We start from the raw sequence: 20,483 nt of genomic DNA, 5'->3' as shown, positions 1-20,483 counted from the left end.
TGAGGCTCCCGCATTGCACAGGAGCCCTTTATTTATTACCTATTATTTGATTGGTTTTAATCTCGCAGTAAAGTGCCTTAATACTGGTGGCTCATATTCAAAATCAAGCCCTTTCAGTGTTGCAAACTTATCTTTAAGACCAATTAAAGCATCCGCAATATAATCCATATGGTCATTGGTATAGACACGTCTAGCGATAGTTAAACGCATGAATTCCATATCAGCATGCTTTTGCTTACCTGTTTCAGGATCACGACCTAATAGAAACGAACCAATTTCAACAGCACGTACACCTGATTCAAGATATAACGCATTAATAACGGCTTGCGCAGGGAATTGATCACCAGGAATTTGCGGAACCAATTTCTTACAGTCAACAAACACAGCGTGGCCGCCAGTAGGATATTGAATTGGAATGCCGCCTTCGCGTAAGCGGTCACCTAAATATTTAACTTGCCCAATACGATAATGCAGATACTCTTCGCCTGCACCTTCCTCAAGACCTTGCACCATCGCAGCCATATCACGGCCAGCTAAGCCGCCATAAGTCACGAAACCTTCCATAGGAACACAGCGTTGCCTTGCTAACGTAAAGATATTTTCATCGCTCTTAATCGCTACTAAACCACCAATATTCAATAGTGGGTCTTTCTTCGCTGACATAGTTAATGCATCAGCGTATTTATACATATCAAATATAATTTCTTTAATCGTGGCATTTTTATATTTAGGATCACGCTCTTTAATAAAATACGCGTTTTCACAGAAACGAGCTGAATCCATCACCACAAAAATATTATGCTGTTTGGCAATTTCATACACTTCTTTTAAATTCGACATTGCAACAGGCTGACCACCAGCACTATTACAGGTTACTGTCGAAACAATAGCAACCACGTTTTCAGCACCATATTTAGCGATATTATCTTTCAATTTTTGAATATCAAAGTTGCCTTTCCAATCATCATAAGTCTCTGAGTCATAGGCTTTTTCAGTAACAATGTTGATTGCTTTACAGCCATTCAATTCCACATGTGCTGCTGTGGTATCAAAGTGGAAGTTAGAAATAAATACTGGCTTTTTCGCGCCCCCCTGCTCTTGCTTCACTTTTAATAACACAGGGAATAGCATATTCTCAGCACCGCGCCCTTGGTGCGCAGGAATGGTATAATCATAATCAAACATCTCTTTAACTTTGTTTTTTAAATCATAATAGTTACGAGAGCCTGCATATGCTTCGTCCCCCGTGATCATCGCTGCCCATTGGTGGTCACTCATCGCGTTGGTGCCTGAGTCTGTAAGCAAGTCAATATAAACGGCACTACTAGGTAATAAGAATGGGTTATAGCCTGCTTCTTTTAACGCCGCCTCACGTTCTTCTCTTGATGGAATACGAATATTTTCAACCATTTTAATACGAAATGGTTCTACGATCCTTTTAGCCATGATAATACCTTTAATTTTTCATTAAATAATAGATAACCGAACTTATAATTAATAAGCTAACAATATTTTAGATGAGAAAAAAAAAGGATTATTTATGAGGAAAAAAGAAGGCGAGAGCAATATCAATATTAAACCATTTCTTCATGTAGAAGAAATCCCTTGATATTAATAATTCATTTAACAAAAACATACTATGACTCCTTTAATTAAGGATTTAGTACAACCGTTACCATTATATATATAACAATCGAACGTACATTTTAATCATGATTGTCATTATATTGTATATGCATCACACTATTAGTTCATTTCCTGGCGACAGCATGATTTGCATCACAATATTACCTAACTATTAATAATTCCAGCATTTTAATTAAATTGAAATGCCAATTTTTATTGAATATCAATATAGTATCACTTATGTAAAAATTGAATTAAGCTAAATTTAATTAAAAATTAAATAATAAATTAAAGTAAAAAAGAGCCAATAAAGACTCTTTTTTGTTTTATCGTAAACTAATGGCTATTGCGCATCTTTACCGTATTTGGGCGATCTTGGACCATACAAAATACCATTAGATGATCCTGCAGATAACAATCTAGCACTCGTCACACCTGCAATTTGATAACTCTTATCCGTTAAAGTACTGGCGATTTGTTCAATAACTGCTGAAACCAGCATGCCGATGATACCGCCTGATGATGAATTATTCTCTGTACTGGATGCAGTCGCTGAACCACTCCATAACAATTGCCCCGTACGCCCATCGATCAGTTTAGCGCTTGCACTCACCTGAGTATCACTAGCAATAACCTGATAGCTGGTTCCATACTGCGTAATATTCAAATATAAAACGGCATCATTACCAAAAATTTCATGTAACTTTGCAACAGGGACGGCTTGAATATCCCCCGCATTTGTCATGCCATTCTGCTTGAACGTCTCTTCAACTACGGCAACAGGGAAAACATAGTACCCCGCTTCAGCTAATGGCAATGTTGTTTGTGATAATAAACCATGACTCGCTTGCACTTCAGGGGTACTATTTTGTGGCAATAAAACCAAAATGCTTTTTGGTTTGCTTTGATTAAACGCTGTATAATCAGTTTTTGTTGGTTGAGCACAACCAGAAAGTAACCACACCATAACCAAACTACTGATGATCATAATCCGTTTCATTTTTTAGTCCCTTTATTTTTCATCAGAAAATCCATGTAATTCGCAGATTCTGGGAATAAAGCTTTTTCAGTATTAAACTGCACCATTGCAAGATCAATTGCACCTGTTGAACCATACAGTAACCCTAAATGTGCATGTAGCCCTGGCGGTACTGAAGTCCCTTTCGCTTTATTAAGCTCAATATTTTTCTTTAATGCTTCAATTTGCTCTTGTGGGCTCGTTTCTGTTTGCTGATAGTATTGATAGACTGTCTTTTGATAACCATCCCAATGATAAAGTGGCTTTGGTGCGCTCGTACAACCACTTAATATAACAACTACAAATATCCCTAATAATTTAGTTTTCATCATATTCCCTTTTATTTGGCTGGTTGCCATGCTCCATCTTCAATACCAGTAACGAGATTATTAACGGCTTCTCTAATGGCTAAATCGAGTACTTTTCCATTTAATGTTGAGTCATAACTCGCTGTGCCACCAAAACCAATAATTTCACGATTTGATAACTCATATTCACCAGCCCCTTGCGCAGAAAATACTACTTCAGAGGTCTGCACATTCACCACATTTAAATTAACTTTTGCATAGGCAACTTGTGATTTACCACGACCTAAAATGCCAAATAGTTGGCGATCACCAACCTCTTTACGGCCAAATTCCGTGACATCACCTGTAATGACATAAGTTGCACCTTTAAGCTGCTGTGTTTGCCCTTTAATTCCAGCTTCTTGTTTTAATTCCTGCATATTGGCACGATCAAGAACATTAAATCGCCCTGTTTGCTGCAAATGCGTCATCAATATCGTTTTTGATTGATTACCTAAACGATCAACACCATCAGAAAAAATACCATTCATATAGCTAGAACGGTTATCGAATTTACCAATTGATATCGGGCTCTTAGGTCCTGAATAATGAGTGTTATAGGTTGCGACTTTCTCGACCTGTAGTGAGCGAGAAGACTCTTTCGCACAACCCGTTAATAATGCAGCAGCAATAAAAACAGAAGTAATCACGAGTTTTGATTTATTCATTTAGAAATTCTCTATTTGATTTTTATTAGTATTAATTTGTTACATTTATATTCTGCATCAAATGGCGAATATTCACCACTAAAAACTCTATTTTTTAATTAATAAAAGATTCCAGAATCAATAATATCATATTTATTTAATCTATAAATAACCCTGCCTTATTTCATGCATTTTAAATATATAAATTTAATATATCATTTAAATACATCAATATTATATTTATCTATTTTTATAATGAATATTAATAATATTTATTGTGATTTGATTTATGGCAACACTGCTTACCTTCCTTTTCACATAATAAAAATAGGGTTATTAAACCTAAAATGCATAACTTATCCATTCACCGCATGAATTCACTCATTCCATAATATCACCAATTGTGCATTTGTTATGAAAAAGTTAAATGTAGTGAGTGCCATTTCCAAACTAATAACACAGATGCATCCAAACATTTGAAACGGTATTAATCGCTTACGATGAGATAACTGACTATGACAACACAATCACCAGCGGTCACAACGTTCGGCACCAAAAGAACCACCATGAAGGTTTTATTGGTTTGCTGGATGAGTATTTTATTTGAAGGCTATGATGTTGGCGTAATGGGAGCCGTATTACCCACGCTCGCTGAATATAAACAATGGTCACTCACGCCATTAGAATTAGGTGCGCTAAGTAGCTATGCACTTGTCGGGATGTTTTTTGGTGCCTTTATCATCGGCACATTGAGTGAACTTTATGGCCGCCGCCGCATGCTGCTTATTTGTGTAACCCTATTTTCACTCACCATGTTAGGTGCTGCGCTTGCGCCAACCCCATTGATCTTTGGTATTATGCGTTTTATTGGTGGTGTTGGGTTGGGCGGGGTGATCCCCGTTGCTGCTGCATTAACGATTGAATATTCCCCCGCAGAAAAGCGCTCTTTTAATTATGGGATCATGTATTCAGGTTATTCATTAGGTATTTTAAGTGCGGCTTTAGTCGCTATTTGGCTATTAGAACACTTTGGTTGGCGCAGTGTTATTGCATTCGGCGCTTTACCACTATTGTTGATTTGGCCGATGGCTCGCATCTTACCTGAGTCTCTTGAATATCTTTCCCATAAAGGAATGCATGCACAAGCCCAAGCACTGGCTGATAAATTAGATATCAGTTACCACATACCAGCACAGCAACAACAGCAAAAACAAAGTATCAAAGACATTATTGCAGTGGTTTTTGCATGGCGTTATTTACGCGCAACAACCTGTTTTTGGATTGCCTTATTTTGTGGAATGCTATTAGTTTATGGCTTAAATACATGGTTACCTTCCATCATGCGCAAAGAAGGATATAACTTAGGTTCTAGCCTCACTTTCTTGATTGTATTTAGCTTAGCATCCGCAATTGGCGGGTTGTTTTTAGGAAAAATAGCAGATAGATACGGTGTCAGGGGCTCGGTTTCATTCTTCTTTTTATTAGGTGCAATCGGTGTAGGTGCCCTTATATTTAAACAAAATATCTATGTTAATTACTTATTAGTCGCATTTGCAGGGGTTGGTAGTATTTCCGCGGCGTTAATACTGACTGGCTATATTGCCAATTACTACCCAGCAAATGTACGCGCTTCCGCGACTGGTTGGGCATTGAGTTTTTCACGAATAGGCGCAATGTCAGGTCCGATGTTTGGCGCCTATATTGCTAGCCTTGGTATTGCCAGTAGCTGGAACTTTATTGCTTTTGCGATTGTTGCTGTTATTGCTTCTTTAGCCGTGATGTTGCTTCCCAAACGTGTGCAATAAGTCACGACAACAACGGGCCATCAGGCCCGTGTGAGGTTGTTGACGAAGCGGGACAAAAGCGTGGTTTTTCCCGCTCCGTGTTATCAGCCGAAAATCAATAAATTGATTTTCCTCGTTTATTTCAAAAACCTTAACGACCGCAGACAAACAAAATACGTTTGTCAGCAGTCTGAAACGGGCCATCAGGCCCGTTTTTTGCTACTGAGCTGTTTTATGACGGATCAAATCACCTTGATTGATTTCAACATCCTCTAAATAGCTGTTACCTAATTTAATAAAGGTATTATCAACACTATTAAAGATTTTATCATACTCATCCAGCTCAGCACGATGTGTTAGCTGGTCGTTTTCCACATCGACCAGCAAATAACCGTATCGACCCCGCCACTTTTCATTCAACAATACCGTTTGATTGCTGACTTGTAAGCCTTGCAAGCTCCCATAACCATTTTCTGTAATCACAGTAAACTCACCATTATCCTGAAACTGTAACAGTGAAAATAGCTTACGTGATGGCTCTTGAGCAATGGCATAAATATCGCCATTAAGTGATTGTTCGACTTCATTGATCCGCAATGGTAACCATTTATTACCTAAAATCTTACCCGTATCACTATCAATCGTGATCTCAAGAGAGCCCATGTCATTGCCATAGCTAAACCAAACAATTAACTTATTTTTTTGGGTGGCAAATAAGAAGTTAGAGTTATCAACAATTTCTTCTGGATAATACAATTTAACTAATTCACGTACATTGCCAAAAAGTTGCCATGTACGACCTTTATCCGTTGTTTTAAATAGGTCGCTATTACTCACGACTAAGTAAGTTTTCTCATTAGGTGTATTCAGTATTTTCCCAATAATTAAAGCCGAGTATTGTTCACCATATGTCTCTTGCCAAGGCTCCATTTCCGTTATGGAATAATCGGCTAAATTTAATACTCTACTGCCATCATTAAAGATCAGTGTACATTCCGCTTTATTACACGCCGCGTTGTAAAAGCTGTGATTTCCTTTTTCGATGTAATGGATCCCTGCTTTATTAGCCAAAAGCACCTGATAGCTGTAGTCATAGGAAGGAATATTATAACGTGAGTAAGAGTAATAGCCTGAGCTCTGGCTTCTCTGAACAACGATCAACATTCCCTGATCTGTTGGGTAAGTTTTGACCCAATCAAAATTAGCGAGTTCTGAGCCAATTTTTTGGTTATTATTTTCCCATGTCCAACCGGCTGCATTACCGCGAAAATGGAATGCAATGGTTGCAGCTAAGCAAGCAAAAAATGCGACGCTCAAAATAATAAAACGTTTACTGAGGAATGGATTCATGTGCGCACCTCCGTCACATAATCTGATTTCCCTTGCTTTTGGCGCAAATAGCTTAAATAACGTTGCGTAATAAAATTCATACGCCCACGCTTAGAAACTGAAAAATAGGTGGTCACACATAAGCCAGCTAAAAAACCAACGCCTAACGTAATTGAAGCCGCAAACCCCATAAAACCAACACCATAATCTAAAATATCAAGCCAATCCCAATAATCCCAATAATTGCCTCGCTCAATGACCTCCGTGATATTCATCGTTAATATCACAATAGAAAAAAGTGCAATCATTGCCGCTGTAAATATCCATACCCCTTTATAGAAACTACGCTCTTGTGGGCTACTGCCACTATTGATGGTGTAAGCCAATTGATCTCGTTGGTTAAAAACACCAAATACCGTTTCTGTTATATCCGTTTCGTGTAGTTTCTTATAGAAAATTTCAATTTGATCACCTTGGGCGATAAATAAACTGTGATTATTAAACAAAGGTTCATTTTCTGGGGTTACGATACTAAAAGGCTCATCGTCTATTTGTAATAAATTTGCATTAAGAACGGTTTTTGCCCCTTTATAGCCAATCACGGTATATTGCTGAGTCTCAAATAAATCCGCTTTCCCTTGCATGGATTGGAATTCACCTTCGGCTATTTTAGGCTCTCGAATTGGTTGGGATTTTATTGGCTTTATTTTAGAATTGCGGATCCCTGATAGGCTAATTAATTTAGCATTTTCATCATTAATTTGATATTGCCCTGCAATGACTCGATCTAATGCTTTAAGTATTGTTTTTCTACGTGGACTAATAATATTCCAAATTGTTTTGAGAAACAGCATTCCCATCCCAAAGCCAATAAAGGCCGCACAGCTAGCAAATGCACCAAGTACAATCAGCAACACACTATCATCTGAATAAACAAAGCAAAAATAGGCTAGTACCGCAAAAGCAGAGAGCCCGAAAGCCCAAAAGAACTCTTTGATAAGTCCCCGGTGGAATGACACGTTTCTATCTGGCTCAATGCGCCCTTTGGTTTTATGATACGCCCATTTTAGCCAATAGCTGCCATCGTTGAGCATTTCCGCGCAGATCACTAATTGATCGCCGCTATTTAAGCTCTCTAAAAAGACATTGCTATTTTTAAAATCTTCAAGATTAAAAAAGAAAACTAGGTCAGATGCTATTAGCCTTACCATTCCTTTTGGTATGACATTTTTGTAGTCACATTGGGTTAATGTGACATTAAAATATTGAACACGCATTTTCTATGCCCATCTTGATCATTAATATCTCATCATCATAGTCAAAACAAGTTAACCACCCAATAGGAATTCACTATGATTCAGATAATTACAGATTATTCTCTATCCGAGTTTTAGCGAAATTTTTGTTGCTAACGACAGAGGTTACTAGAAAAGAACGCATTTACTGTTAAACTTGAGCAACGGCGATGAGTGCCATAAATAGGTTAATCCTGAGACTATTACCAATTGAATAATAACAATGACTTCACAACCCGCTTACAAACAAATTCAATCTTATATTCTGCGGAGTATTGATTTAGGTATTTTTAAGCCTGAAACACAGATACCTACAGAACTCGAACTCTGCGCACAGTTTAGTGTGAGCCGCATGACGGTGAATAAAGCCATATCTGAATTGAGCCAAAAAGGTATTCTCAGCCGTATCGCAGGTAAAGGGACTTTTGTCGCTACGCAAAAACATGAATTACCCGTAACTAAAGCGTTTGATATATTTGATGAAATATCACTAAGTGGTAATAAATACAGCGGTCATCAACTGCAATTAAAAGTCATTGCCGCTTCAGCCGAGATCGCCTTACAGTTGGGAGTCAGAGAAGGCAGCAATGTGGGTTACTGTAAAGTGCTGCATTTTGAAAATGATATCCCATTGATGCTAGAAGAGCGTTATGTTAATCACACTATTGCACCTGATTTTGTTAAACAACATTTTGGGGATACAGAAACCCCCAGTGGCTATTTACAACGACACTTTCCAGTGAGCGAAATGGAACATACTATTGAAGCGGCATTAGCCACCAAAACTATCGCCCATTCTCTGTCGATCAAAGAAGGTTCTCCTTGTCTGCAACTCAGCCGCCGTACATGGACAGCCACTGCGTTGATCAGCTATGTCAATATGATCACCGCGGGTTCACGTTACAAGTTAAAACTCCATTCACGAATTGAGAATCCTTAATTAAAAATGGGATAAATAAAAAAGAATATGTATATTTAATTAATTCAGTAGAAACAAGCAAATAGCTGAAATGAGAAGAAGTTCACATTAATGATGCTCATACATTGCACTGGCGCTAAAGACAATTAGTGTTAGGAAATGGATATAAACCGCTTTTTTCATTCTTTTTTGCAATAGTTAATTTAAAAATAAAGGTAGAATAAAATCATAATAAGTTAAACATTAATCGGAAATTTTATGACAACAATAAATGAAAACAAAAATATAGTTATAACTCATAATAAAACAAATTATTGTAAATCGAAATCAACATCCACTGTTAATAATGTTACTAATAGTCAGGAGTCTTTTCTAAGTAAATTTCGCTCTATTTTTTGTTTATCCAAAGAACAAAAAAATAGAGATTGTCAATTATTCGCCAAGAACTTTTTACTTAATAATTTTAGTATTCAAGAAAACGCAACCGAAGTAATAGAAAAGAACAATGAAGGTAAAGCGTGTGTTAGTTATATATGGAAAGTTGATGATATAGAAACATTCATACCAACAGGTAATGAGCTGTTCTATGAGACACCGATGAAAAAACAAGAAAATCAAGAAAATAAAAAAGATTACCATTTAACTGAACAGTTTATTAAAGACTTTGACCGAATTAGATATAGCGCATCATTACCTCAATCACCAAAATTATCATTAGGTAAATTAGAAGATTTAACCTATTTATTCACCGTCAATGACCTTAAAGATCTAACAAGCATCGCTCATCAAGGGCACCTTGCTGACTCAACCAATATTGCCATGGCATTGTATAAGAATGATGACTACTTAGTGGTACAGTCAAAGAATAAAGATGATTTAAAAATCAACATTGAAAAAACTGAAAAAAATGAATATATCATCAAATCAAGCTGTTTATATAAATTAAGAAATATGCTGAGTGAAGGATACTTATCCGATACAAAAATACTTGTTGAGAGAAGCACATATATACAACGTGATAGCAATAATAACCTTATCCAAAATGAAAACTCATATGACGATATCACTGTAAAAGTTAGCAAAGATATAGCTTCACAATAAATTAAAAATAACAAGCTACTTATATAAAAAAACGTCGATAAAATTTATTAATATCGACGTTTTATTTATTCAATTAGTTAACCGCCTAAATAAGCACTACGCACGGCCTCATTGGCTAATAATGCTTTGCCACTATCTTCTAGAACAATATGCCCATTTTCCAAGACATAACCGCGATCTGCGAGCTTCAATGCTTGGTTTGCATTTTGTTCTACAAGGAAAATCGTCATTCCTTCTTCACGTAATTGCAAAATAGTATCGAATATTTGCATGATAATAATCGGCGCTAGCCCCAATGATGGCTCATCCAGTAACAGCAATTCAGGTTGGCTCATCAGTGCACGACCAATTGCCAACATCTGCTGCTCGCCCCCTGACATGGTACCTGAACGTTGACTGCGACGTTCATATAAACGAGGGAATAGCTTATACACACGTTCTATACGCTGCTGATATTGCTGACGATTAGCAAAAAAACCGCCCATCGCCAAATTTTCTTCAACGGTCATACGTGAAAAAACACGCCGCCCTTCTGGTACGATCGCAATATCTTCACGCATAATTTTTGCAGTAGGCAACTGAGTGATATCCACATCGCGATAGAGAATTTGCCCTTCAGAAGCACGTGGATCGCCACATAATGTACTTAGTAAAGTGGTCTTCCCTGCCCCATTAGCACCAATTAGGGTAACAATTTCCCCTTTTTGAATATTCAGACTGACTTGATGTAAGGCTTGAATTTTTCCATAATGGGCAGAAACTTGCTTAAACTCTAACATTAATAAGCCTCCCCCAAATAAGCTTTGATAACATCTGGATGTTGACGAATTTGATCAGGTGTTCCATTCGCCAATGGTGTTCCCTGATTGACCACATAAATACGATCTGAAATGCCCATCACCAACTTCATATCATGCTCAATCAATAAAATAGAAACTTGATGGTGAGAACGTAATTCAGCAATCAATTCATCGAGGTCATTGGTTTCTTTCGGGTTCAAACCTGCCGCTGGCTCATCTAGCATTAAAATCTCTGGGCGAGTCACCATACAACGAGCAATCTCTAGGCGGCGCTGCTGGCCATAAGCTAAGTTACCCGCTTGGCGATTGGCAAACTGTAGTAAATTGACCCGCTCAAGCCATTTAACTGCATTATCAATAGCTTCTGATTCCGCTCGACGAAATGCAGGCGTCTTTAATAAGCCAGATAAAATACCGCTTTTTAAGTGTTGATGCTGTGCGACTAACAGGTTCTCAATCACCGTCATTTCTTTAAATAGACGGACGTGCTGAAAAGTTCGGATCACGCCAAGACGAGCAATAGCTTGTCCTGATAAACCTTCTAGATGCTTTTCACGATAAACAATTGAGCCACTTGTTGGTTTATAAAAACCCGTTAAGCAGTTAAAAATGGTGGTTTTACCTGCACCATTAGGACCAATCAAAGAAACAATTTCCCCTTGATTTAGCGCCAACTCAACGTTATTTACCGCCAATAAACCACCAAAACGCATCGAAAGGCCATTAACTTGTAATAGAGGGGTCATGGTTTTTCCCCCTGATTAGCCAATTGCTCGGTATTTTTCAATCTCATTTGGCGACGTTTCATTGGTAATAACCCTTGAGGACGCCAAATCATCATTAGTACCATTAAAGCCCCTAGCAACAACATGCTGTAGGCATTCAGATCACGCATCATCTCTCTTGAAACAACTAATATGATCGCGGCTAATATGACAGAGGTTTGTGATCCCATTCCGCCGAGAACAACAATTGCTAAGACAAATGCAGACTCAACAAACGTGAATGATTCAGGGCTGATAAACCCTTGACGTGCAGCAAATAACGTACCTGCAAAACCTGCAAAAGCAGCACTGATGGTGAATGCCGTCAGTTTAATTTTTGTTGGCGATAACCCTAAAGAACGGCAAGCTATCTCATCTTCTCGTAGTGCTTCCCATGCACGTCCCAATGGCATGCGTAATAAACGATTGATCACAAATAAGGTTAACACCACCAACAATAAGGCAACGAAATACAAGAAAATAATCCGATCACCTGCGTTGTAATCAAGGCCAAAGAAATTATGAAAAGTATCCCAACCGTCTTTTGCCGTACGGCTAAATTCTAAGCCAAAAAAGGTCGGTTTAGGCAGTTGGCTGATCCCATTCGGCCCTCCCGTAATTTCAGTATTATTGAGCAATAAAATACGTACAATTTCACCAAAACCAAGGGTGACAATCGCCAAATAATCTCCCCTCAGTCGCAATACTGGGAACCCCAGCAAAAAGCCAGCCAGTGCTGCCGTTAGGCCTGCTATAGGTAAGCTTTCCCAGAAGCCAAAGCCATAGTAATGATTGAGTAATCCAAATGTATAGGCGCCAATAGCGTAGAAACCTGCATAACCTAAAACCAGTAAACCAGACAGGCCTACGACTACGTTGAGACCCAAACCTAACATCACATAAATCAATGTTAAGGTGGCAATATCAACGCTACCGCGAGAAGCAATAAATGGCCAAATAATGGCAGCAATGATGATGACCACAGCCAAGATCTTTTGCCTTGCCGTAGAACCATCAAAATCAGGTACTGCCCATGATTTCTTTGGTACTCCTTGCCATACTTTAACGAGTGATGGTCTAATGAGTTGGAAAACAAAAATCACTGCAATACCAGCAAATATCCAGTTCCAGCGAATCGAGTCCCCCGTCGAGACAACCAACTTAGTGCCATCAAGTGTCAGCTGTAACCCCATCATAAAGACGGCTAAGATGAAGAACATCACCGAAGCAACAATGGCATTAATCCAATTTTCTTTTCTCATACTTTTTCGACCTCCGGGCGACCCAGAATGCCGGTTGGCATGATCAGCAGCACACCAATCAATAACCCAAATGACACAACATCTTTATATTCAGTGCTTAGATAGGCAGATGTCATCGCTTCCGCAACACCGAGGATTAAACCACCTAACATGGCGCCAGGAATGCTACCAATTCCGCCGAGTACTGCCGCGGTAAAGGCTTTCATACCTGCCATAAATCCAATGTATGGATTGATAACACCGTAAAATTGCCCCAGTAATACCCCTGCAACAGCTGCCATCGTGGCACCAATAACGAAGGTTAACGAAATAACACGGTCAGTGTTAATGCCAAGTAAACTCGCCATTTTTAAGTCTTCAGCGCAAGCACGGCATGCTCTACCCATACGTGAATAGCGAATGAATACAGTCAGCGCTAACATGGCAAGCAGGGTCACAACCCAAATCGTGAGCTGCATTTTAGTAATGGTGGCTTCAAAACCATCACTTTCACCTAATACCCATTGTCCGGTGATCAGGCTCGGTAACGCTAGATCACGTGAACCTTGAGATAAACTGACATAGTTTTGCAGAAAAATTGACATCCCTATCGCGGAGATCAGGGCTATCAATCTTTTTGAATGGCGAACTGGTCGATAGGCAACACGCTCTATGCTCCAGCCGTAAGAACTTGAAACAACAATTGCCGCTACAAATGCCGCAGCAATCAGGATCCATCCAACATCAATACCTAACATCATCAGGCCAGCGATCACAATAAACGAAACATAGCTGCCGATCATATACACTTCGCCATGAGCAAAGTTGATCATACCGATGATGCCATACACCATGGTATAACCGATGGCTATCAGCGCATAGGTGCTGCCTAGCGTTAAACCATTGAGGAATTGTTGGATAAAATAAAGAATTTGATCTGACATAAGGCTATCCTTTCAAACTACTATCCCTAAACAAAGTGCAGAAACCGGAAGCTGCATAGCTCGCTTCCGGTTTGCGCTTGAATAGTTAGGTTACTTCACTGCAGTGGATGTGCCATCTGCATGCCACTCAAATACACCAAACTCAAAACCTTTCAGGTCCCCATTAGGCTGCCAAGTCAATGTTCCCATAACCGTATCAACAGGGTTAGCTTTCAAATCTTTTGCTAAGTCTTCTGGCTCACGACTTCCCGTACGCTCCATTGCCGTTGTCAGGCCTTGGATCGCCGCATAAGTTGTCCAAACAAACGGCCCTGTTGGATCTTCTTTTTTGGCTTTGATCGCATCAACAATCGGTTGGTTAGTTGGTACTTGATCATAGCGTTTAGGCAGAGTCACTAACATGCCTTCAGAGGCTTCACCAGCGATATTTGACAGTGAGGAGTTACCAACACCTTCAGGCCCCATAAAGCGAATATTTAAGCCTGATTGTTTTGCTTGGCGTAAAATTTGCCCCATTTCTGGGTAATAGCCCCCAAAATAGACGAAATCCACATTCTCTTTTTTCAGTTTTGCGACCAGTGCCGAGAAATCTTTATCTCCCGCAGTCACACCTTCAAACATAACTTCTTTAACACCTGCCTTGTTCAAGTTTTCACGCACTGAGCGTGCTAAACCTTCACCATATTGTTGTTTGTCATGAACCACTGCAATACGTTTTGGTTTTACTTGATCGATGATGTATTTCGCTGCTGTTGGTCCTTGGTCAGAGTCCAAACCGGTGGTACGCATGATCATTTGATAGCCACGGGTGGTAAGATCAGCGTTAGTGGCAGCTGGAGTGATCATGATAACGCCTTCATCTTCGTAGATATCAGATGCAGGTTGTGTTGAAGAAGAGCACAGGTGGCCTATAACATAGCGAATACCGTCATTGATCACTTTGTTGGCGACTGCGACCGCTTGTTTTGGATCACATGCGTCGTCATATTCCACCGCAACTAAAGTGTCACCATTGATCCCACCTTTTGCGTTAATATCAGCAACCGCTTGGCGTGCTCCGGTAAATTCCATATCGCCATACTGAGCAACAGGACCTGACATAGCACCAACAACTGCAATTTTGATTTCTTTAGCCCATACCGCTTGGCTAAATGCCATCGCAATACATCCTGCTAATAATGCTTTATTCATTTGTTTCATTCGTCTGTCCCCATCGCTGTGGTTCTGCATGTTTATGTTTGATTTGTTATTATAGTTGGTATTACCCTATGAGCCATATTTCAACACATAGACAATAAGACCATATATTTCATAACATTAAACAAGATAAATATGCTAAATAGCAAATGGATATGATAGATAATTACGTTATGAGCAGAATAAAAATCTAACGTTAATCGGTAGGTTTTCGCTAAATGCTAGTGTTATATTCTAGTTAAATTTAAATAAATCCGAGCTAAACTCGGAAGATCTGTTCAAGCCAACTTTTTAACTCTAAAATCCAAAAATCGGTCATAGATCACTCTGTCGATAGGTGTGACTGAAAAATAAGCGGGGAAACAGCTACAAATATCATGAAACTGACAATAATTGCTTTGGTTGATCCTACTAATCAACAATACCTTGACCTGTACAAAATCTGGCCAGACCAGAGTCAAAATCAACTCAATGCTTTCCTTCTATCTGGGCAAAAAATTTATGCGGCTCGCTTTAATGATCGCTTACTCGCTGCGGCAAAAGTGCAGGTTGATCACCAGCAAGGGACAATCTGTCACTTTTTAGTGCGTGAAATCACCCGCCGTCGTGGCGTAGGGCTTTATTTATTGGATGAAATTTGCCGACAACAGCCTCAAGTTACTCATTGGCTATTTAGCTTAGAAGGCATCGTTGATGTTAATAAAAGTGTGATGACACAGTTTTTACTAGCTTGCGGGTTTATAAAAGTGCCGAATAGCGAACAGTGGGAAAAGCGAGTGTAATGAAATGAAATTAAAACGGATCCATCATGTTGCGATCATTGCTTCTAATTACGAAGTAAGTAAACATTTTTACTGTCAGATCCTCGGCATGCATTTGCTAGAAGAACATTATCGAGCAGAGACTGATTCATGGAAAGCGGACTTAGCATTAGACAATCAATATCAAATTGAGTTATTTAGCTTTCCAAATCCACCAACACGCCCTAGTTACCCCGAAGCCTGTGGCTTACGCCATCTGGCATTTGGTGTCGATGATCTTGATAAGTGGATTGATTATTTGAAAAATCATGATGTGGTTTGTGAGGCACCTAGGGTAGATCCTTATACGCAAAAACGATTTACCTTTTTTGCTGATCCTGATGGATTACCTTTAGAGTTATACAGTGATTAATAAAGCATTTCTGCATTTACTGCGCCATGTCGATAGGCAGCAATAAATGCAGAGTCAGACCAGATAGAATAAAAAGAAGACTAATATTCGTCTTCTTCGTCATCTTCCATAGCAGCACGCAATTTCTTCATTGCGTTTTTTTCTAGCTGACGAACACGTTCAGCAGAAACGCCGTACTTATCAGCCAGTTCTTGTAGCGTCGTTTTATTATCATCATCCAACCAACGAGCTCGAATGATGTCTTGGCTACGCTCATCGAGTGAATCTAAAGCATCGGCTAACCGATCCGTAGCATGGCTTTCCCAGTTATCTTCTTCGATAGAGCCAGCAAAGTCTGATGATTTGTCTTGCAAGTACAATACAGGCGCAACCGGCTGACCAAAGTCACCGCTATCATCATCGTCCGACATATCAAATGCCATATCTTGCGCCGACATACGTGACTCCATCTCACGGACATCTTTTGTACTAACGCCCAGCTCTTTCGCCACCATATCCACTTCATCTTGATTAAACCAACCAAGACGTTTTTTGTTTTTTCTTAAGTTAAAAAACAGTTTGCGTTGCGACTTAGTGGTCGCGACTTTAACAATACGCCAGTTACGTAAAACGTATTCGTGAATTTCAGCTTTGATCCAATGAACAGCAAAAGAAACTAAGCGAACGCCCACTTCTGGATTAAAGCGACGCACCGCCTTCATCAGGCCAATGTTCCCTTCTTGAATAAGATCTGCCTGCGGTAAACCATAGCCTGCATAGCTACGAGCAACATGGATCACAAAACGCAGGTGCGATAGGATCAATTGTTTTGCCGCATCCAGATCACCATGGTAATGCAGCCGTTCAGCAAGTTCCTTTTCTTCCTCAGCGGTGAGCATAGGATAAGCATTAGCCGCCCGCATATAGGCTTCAATACTTCCTTGCGGAACAAGTGCTAATGATTGCATATCTTTGGTCATTCAGATCCTCATTGAAGTTATAAAGAAAGAGATTAATGCAAAGTGATGAGACTAGTGAAACGTAGTTTAGCAGTTTTACTGAGTCAAATAAATGACACTTGCCATTATCGAAGCAAGTCAATGTCAGACAATTTTGAAACTCAAAAGTTCCTCAATAACTCGATTTTTATCGGCACAGCTTACTGCCATGCCGATAACAATATGATTATTCAGGGGTAAAATGACGTAAATGCTGAACTGTTGCTAACCACGCAGCAATCCAACCAATCATTGCTGACATAAGGATAACCAATAATGATTCTTCCCATAGCAGCCCTTCGATGTGGAATTGCGTTCCGAACACACTAGCGACTTGAGTCACCACATCAGACAATTTCCAAACCAATAGCGCTGACATAATCAGTGAAATCACCGCACCGAGTGCCCCCATGAGCAAGCCACCATGCAGGAAGGGCCGCATAATAAATCCATCTGTCGCCCCGATTAATTTCATGACGTTAATGGTATCTCGGCGAGCAAAAATATTTAAACGCACACTATTACCAATGACAAGGAATAGCGACACAATCATTAAAATACCAATCACGGTCGCAACTTGCCCAACTAATTGTGTCAACGCGGCAAGACGAGAGAACCAGCTGTCATCCATGCGAACTTCTTCGATACCACCGACTTGGCTGACTCTATCACGTAAGGTAGTTAGCACTTCGGAGCTTTGAAAATCAATTTTTGGTGTAATAATCGCCACCGCAGGTAATGGATTTTCTTCTAACATATCCAATGCAGTGCTAAAACCAGACCAACTACGAAATTCGCTCATTGCCTGATCACGAGATAAGTAGTTTACACTTTCAACCCCGTCAAGAGCTTGCAGCTGATTAACCACATTTTGCCCACCTTGCTCATCCAGTGATTTATCTAAATAAACGGTGAGCTGAGGCGTTGGATACCATTGGTTTGCAGCTTGAGCCACATTTTTCCAAACAATATAACAGAGGCTTGGTAGCGCAAGAGAAATGGCGATCACCATAACCGTCAAGAAGGTTGCCAGAGGCTGCCTTAACATGTCCGCAATCGTATTTAACCATGCGTAACGCCATTGTTCGCGCCAGCCACCTTTCAGTGCTTTGGTTTTTGATTGCATTGGCCGTTCTGGTCTACCTTTGCGTGCATTTTTAGCCATGTTGACCCCCGACCATTCTTCCTTCACTCAGAGTCAGTACACGGCAGCTACGTCGCTCAATTAATGCGATATCATGGGTCGCCATAAGTACCGTTACCCCGACACGGTTGAATTCCTCAAATAAGCGCATGATCCCCTCAGACAACTCACCATCAAGGTTACCTGTTGGCTCATCCGCAAGTAACATCGTGGGTTTATTGACCACTGCACGAGCAATCCCAACACGTTGCTGCTCACCGCCAGATAACTGGATAGGCAGGTTTTTTGCTTTATCAAGCAAACCCACCTTGTCCAATGCCGCAGAAACTCGGCGACGAATATCTTCTGAACTCGCCCCTGAAATAATCAATGGCATCGCGACGTTATCATAGACTGTTCGATCAAATAACAGGTGATGATCTTGAAAAATCATCCCAATTTGCCGACGCAAGAAAGGGATCTCCCGGTTTTTCAATCGACTGATATCATGACCATTAAACAGTATATGCCCAGCACTTGGGCGCTCAATACCACAAATGAGTTTGAGTAGCGTACTTTTACCGGCACCTGAGTGACCGGTTAAAAAAGCCATCTCCCCCGGTTGTAGATGAAAATCTACCCCCTGAAGAGCCTGCCGGCCACCACGATAAGCTTTACTGACATGTTCAAAGCGGATCATCGAAAATTATTCCTCTCGGGCAAATAGAGCCTCGATAAAGTCGTCTGCTTTAAATGGGCGCAAATCTTCAATTCCTTCACCAATCCCGATATAGCGAATTGGAATACCGAATTGATCAGCAATCGAAAAGATAACCCCACCTTTTGCTGTACCATCGAGCTTAGTCAATGTGATACCTGTCAGACCTACAGCATCATTAAAAAGTTTCGCCTGACTGACAGCATTTTGTCCAGTACTTGCATCTAACGTTAGCATAATTTCATGCGGCGCTTCTTCGTCCAGCTTCTTCATAACACGGACGATTTTTTTCAATTCTTCCATCAAGTGCGCTTTATTTTGCAAGCGGCCTGCTGTATCAGCAATAAGAACATCCACGCCTTTTGCTTGAGCTGATTGGATAGCATCAAAAATAACTGAAGCAGGATCGGCACCAGTGTGCTGAGCGACAACAGGGATTTGGTTACGCTCCCCCCATACTTGTAATTGCTCAACAGCCGCAGCACGGAAAGTATCCCCCGCAGCTAACATGACGCTTTTACCTTCTGATTGGTACTGGCGAGCTAATTTACCAATTGTGGTAGTTTTACCCACGCCGTTAACCCCAACCATAAGAATAACATAGGGTTTCTTGTCTTCAATAACCAGCGGTTTATCTGCACCCGCTAAAATATCAGACATTTCTTCACGCAGACGACCATACAACGCTTCGGCATTTTTCAAATCTTTACGGCTTGCGTGAGCGGTTAAGTTATCAATGATCTTGCGTGTAGTCTCCACGCCAACATCTGCAATTAACAACTGTTCTTCTAATTCATCAAACAGATCGTCATCAATTTTTTTGCCAGTGAATAAACCAAGGAAACCTGAACCTAAATTTTGGCGGGTTTTTAATAGGCCCTTTTTCAAGCGACTAAAGAAACCTTCTTTTTTAGGCTTCTCTTGTTCAATTTGCTTAGGCTGTTCGGATTGCTCACTCAATACTTCATCACGTAATGCTGCAATTTCTTGAGCTTCGAGTTCTGCCTGTGCTTCTGCTTGGCGTTGACGTTCCGCTTCCTCTGCCGCTAAACGTGCCGCCTCTGCTTCTTGGCGCTCACGCTCTGCTTGTTCTGCTGCGGCTTTCGCGGCGGCAGCTTTCGCTTGGCGTTGACGCTCCGCTTCTTCTTCCGCTAAACGTGCCGCCTCTGCTTCTTGGCGCTCACGCTCTGCTTCTTCTGCTGCGGCTTTGGCGGCGGCAGCTTCCACTTGGCGTTGACGCTCCGCTTCTTCTTCCGCTAAACGTGCCGCTTCTGCTTCTTGGCGCTCACGCTCTGCTTGCTCTGCTGCGGCTTTCGCGGCGGCAGCTTCCGCTTGGCGTTGGCGCTCCGCTTCTTCTTCCGCTAAACGTGCCGCCTCTGCTTCTTGGCGCTCACGCTCTGCTTGCTCTGCTGCGGCTTTCGCGGCGGCAGCTTCCGCTTGGAGTTGGCGCTCCGCTTCTTCTTCCGCTAAACGTGCCGCC

20 protein-coding genes are annotated in these 20,483 nt (G+C 40.5%); 5 read left to right on the top strand and 15 right to left on the bottom strand.

Going from position 1 to position 20,483, the window contains the following annotated elements; translation table 11 throughout:
- Positions 1-42: 42 nt before the first annotated feature.
- From AC3Z9T_RS14780 to AC3Z9T_RS14765, 4 genes are all read right to left on the bottom strand, one after another.
- Positions 43-1,446: a tryptophanase gene (locus tag AC3Z9T_RS14780; protein WP_490126873.1), complete on the bottom strand. Its 1,404-nt coding sequence runs from the start codon at positions 1,444-1,446 to the stop codon at positions 43-45.
- Between the two features lie 523 nt (positions 1,447-1,969).
- A complete protein-coding gene (locus tag AC3Z9T_RS14775; RefSeq protein WP_490126872.1) occupies positions 1,970-2,626 on the bottom strand; it encodes a DUF799 domain-containing protein in 657 nt (218 codons plus the stop codon).
- Positions 2,623-2,973 carry a DUF4810 domain-containing protein gene (locus tag AC3Z9T_RS14770; RefSeq protein ID WP_490127084.1) on the bottom strand — a complete coding sequence of 117 codons (351 nt, stop codon included), beginning with the start codon at positions 2,971-2,973 and terminating at the stop codon, positions 2,623-2,625. Before AC3Z9T_RS14770 ends, AC3Z9T_RS14775 begins: the two co-directional genes overlap by 4 nt.
- A gap of 11 nt (positions 2,974-2,984) precedes the next feature.
- Entirely contained in the window at positions 2,985-3,659 is a 675-nt protein-coding gene (locus AC3Z9T_RS14765; RefSeq protein ID WP_490126871.1) for a CsgG/HfaB family protein, read from the bottom strand.
- 494 nt (positions 3,660-4,153) lie between these two features.
- Here AC3Z9T_RS14765 and AC3Z9T_RS14760 point away from each other — a divergent pair, with 494 nt between their 5' ends.
- The gene (locus AC3Z9T_RS14760; protein ID WP_490126870.1) at positions 4,154-5,443 is read left to right on the top strand and encodes an MFS transporter; all 1,290 of its coding nucleotides are present in this window, start codon (positions 4,154-4,156) and stop codon (positions 5,441-5,443) included.
- Positions 5,444-5,641: 198 nt separating this feature from the next.
- Here AC3Z9T_RS14760 and AC3Z9T_RS14755 read toward each other — a convergent pair whose 3' ends face one another.
- Both AC3Z9T_RS14755 and AC3Z9T_RS14750 read right to left on the bottom strand, forming a co-directional pair.
- The gene (locus AC3Z9T_RS14755) at positions 5,642-6,772 is read right to left on the bottom strand and encodes a hypothetical protein (RefSeq protein ID WP_490126869.1); all 1,131 of its coding nucleotides are present in this window, start codon (positions 6,770-6,772) and stop codon (positions 5,642-5,644) included.
- Positions 6,769-8,028, bottom strand: coding sequence for a hypothetical protein (locus tag AC3Z9T_RS14750; protein WP_490126868.1), 1,260 nt, complete (start codon positions 8,026-8,028; stop codon positions 6,769-6,771). The genes AC3Z9T_RS14755 and AC3Z9T_RS14750 overlap by 4 nt, the downstream gene beginning before the upstream one ends.
- Positions 8,029-8,269: 241 nt before the next feature.
- On the opposite strand from AC3Z9T_RS14750, the gene hutC reads away from it, so the two are divergent.
- On the top strand, positions 8,270-8,986 hold the full coding sequence (hutC, locus tag AC3Z9T_RS14745) for a histidine utilization transcriptional repressor HutC (protein ID WP_490126867.1): 717 nt from the start codon (positions 8,270-8,272) through the stop codon (positions 8,984-8,986).
- A 237-nt stretch (positions 8,987-9,223) separates the two neighbouring features.
- Positions 9,224-10,066 carry a hypothetical protein gene (locus AC3Z9T_RS14740; protein ID WP_490126866.1) on the top strand — a complete coding sequence of 281 codons (843 nt, stop codon included), beginning with the start codon at positions 9,224-9,226 and terminating at the stop codon, positions 10,064-10,066.
- A gap of 77 nt (positions 10,067-10,143) precedes the next feature.
- Here AC3Z9T_RS14740 and livF read toward each other — a convergent pair whose 3' ends face one another.
- From livF to AC3Z9T_RS14715, 5 genes are all read right to left on the bottom strand, one after another.
- Positions 10,144-10,845 (bottom strand): high-affinity branched-chain amino acid ABC transporter ATP-binding protein LivF, encoded by a 702-nt coding sequence (gene livF, locus AC3Z9T_RS14735; RefSeq protein WP_490126865.1) that lies wholly within the window; start codon positions 10,843-10,845, stop codon positions 10,144-10,146.
- On the bottom strand, positions 10,845-11,612 hold the full coding sequence (gene livG / locus AC3Z9T_RS14730; RefSeq protein ID WP_490126864.1) for a high-affinity branched-chain amino acid ABC transporter ATP-binding protein LivG: 768 nt from the start codon (positions 11,610-11,612) through the stop codon (positions 10,845-10,847). The genes livF and livG overlap by 1 nt, the downstream gene beginning before the upstream one ends.
- Positions 11,609-12,892, bottom strand: coding sequence for a high-affinity branched-chain amino acid ABC transporter permease LivM (locus tag AC3Z9T_RS14725; protein ID WP_490126863.1), 1,284 nt, complete (start codon positions 12,890-12,892; stop codon positions 11,609-11,611). The genes livG and AC3Z9T_RS14725 overlap by 4 nt, the downstream gene beginning before the upstream one ends.
- Entirely contained in the window at positions 12,889-13,815 is a 927-nt protein-coding gene (gene livH, locus AC3Z9T_RS14720; RefSeq protein ID WP_490126862.1) for a high-affinity branched-chain amino acid ABC transporter permease LivH, read from the bottom strand. The genes AC3Z9T_RS14725 and livH overlap by 4 nt, the downstream gene beginning before the upstream one ends.
- A gap of 90 nt (positions 13,816-13,905) precedes the next feature.
- The gene (locus AC3Z9T_RS14715; RefSeq protein WP_490126861.1) at positions 13,906-15,015 is read right to left on the bottom strand and encodes a branched-chain amino acid ABC transporter substrate-binding protein; all 1,110 of its coding nucleotides are present in this window, start codon (positions 15,013-15,015) and stop codon (positions 13,906-13,908) included.
- 374 nt (positions 15,016-15,389) lie between these two features.
- Between AC3Z9T_RS14715 and panM the strand changes: the two genes are divergently transcribed.
- Together panM and AC3Z9T_RS14705 are read left to right on the top strand one after the other, a co-directional pair.
- Positions 15,390-15,794 (top strand): aspartate 1-decarboxylase autocleavage activator PanM, encoded by a 405-nt coding sequence (gene panM / locus AC3Z9T_RS14710; protein ID WP_490126860.1) that lies wholly within the window; start codon positions 15,390-15,392, stop codon positions 15,792-15,794.
- Between the two features lie 4 nt (positions 15,795-15,798).
- The gene (locus AC3Z9T_RS14705; RefSeq protein WP_490126859.1) at positions 15,799-16,185 is read left to right on the top strand and encodes a VOC family protein; all 387 of its coding nucleotides are present in this window, start codon (positions 15,799-15,801) and stop codon (positions 16,183-16,185) included.
- Between the two features lie 80 nt (positions 16,186-16,265).
- On the opposite strand, the gene rpoH is transcribed toward AC3Z9T_RS14705, so the two are convergent.
- The 4 genes from rpoH to ftsY all read right to left on the bottom strand — a co-directional run.
- The gene (gene rpoH, locus AC3Z9T_RS14700; RefSeq protein WP_070928993.1) at positions 16,266-17,144 is read right to left on the bottom strand and encodes an RNA polymerase sigma factor RpoH; all 879 of its coding nucleotides are present in this window, start codon (positions 17,142-17,144) and stop codon (positions 16,266-16,268) included.
- Positions 17,145-17,349: 205 nt separating this feature from the next.
- Positions 17,350-18,327 (bottom strand): permease-like cell division protein FtsX, encoded by a 978-nt coding sequence (gene ftsX, locus AC3Z9T_RS14695; protein ID WP_490126858.1) that lies wholly within the window; start codon positions 18,325-18,327, stop codon positions 17,350-17,352.
- Positions 18,320-18,985, bottom strand: coding sequence for a cell division ATP-binding protein FtsE (gene ftsE / locus AC3Z9T_RS14690; RefSeq protein WP_369509357.1), 666 nt, complete (start codon positions 18,983-18,985; stop codon positions 18,320-18,322). Before ftsE ends, ftsX begins: the two co-directional genes overlap by 8 nt.
- A gap of 6 nt (positions 18,986-18,991) precedes the next feature.
- On the bottom strand, positions 18,992-20,483 hold a 1,492-nt coding region (gene ftsY / locus AC3Z9T_RS14685), incomplete at its 5' end, for a signal recognition particle-docking protein FtsY (RefSeq protein WP_490126857.1).

It is taken from the genome of Providencia sp. 6390 (genome assembly GCF_058148425.1).
This window is presented reverse-complemented; position numbering and strand designations above follow the sequence as displayed.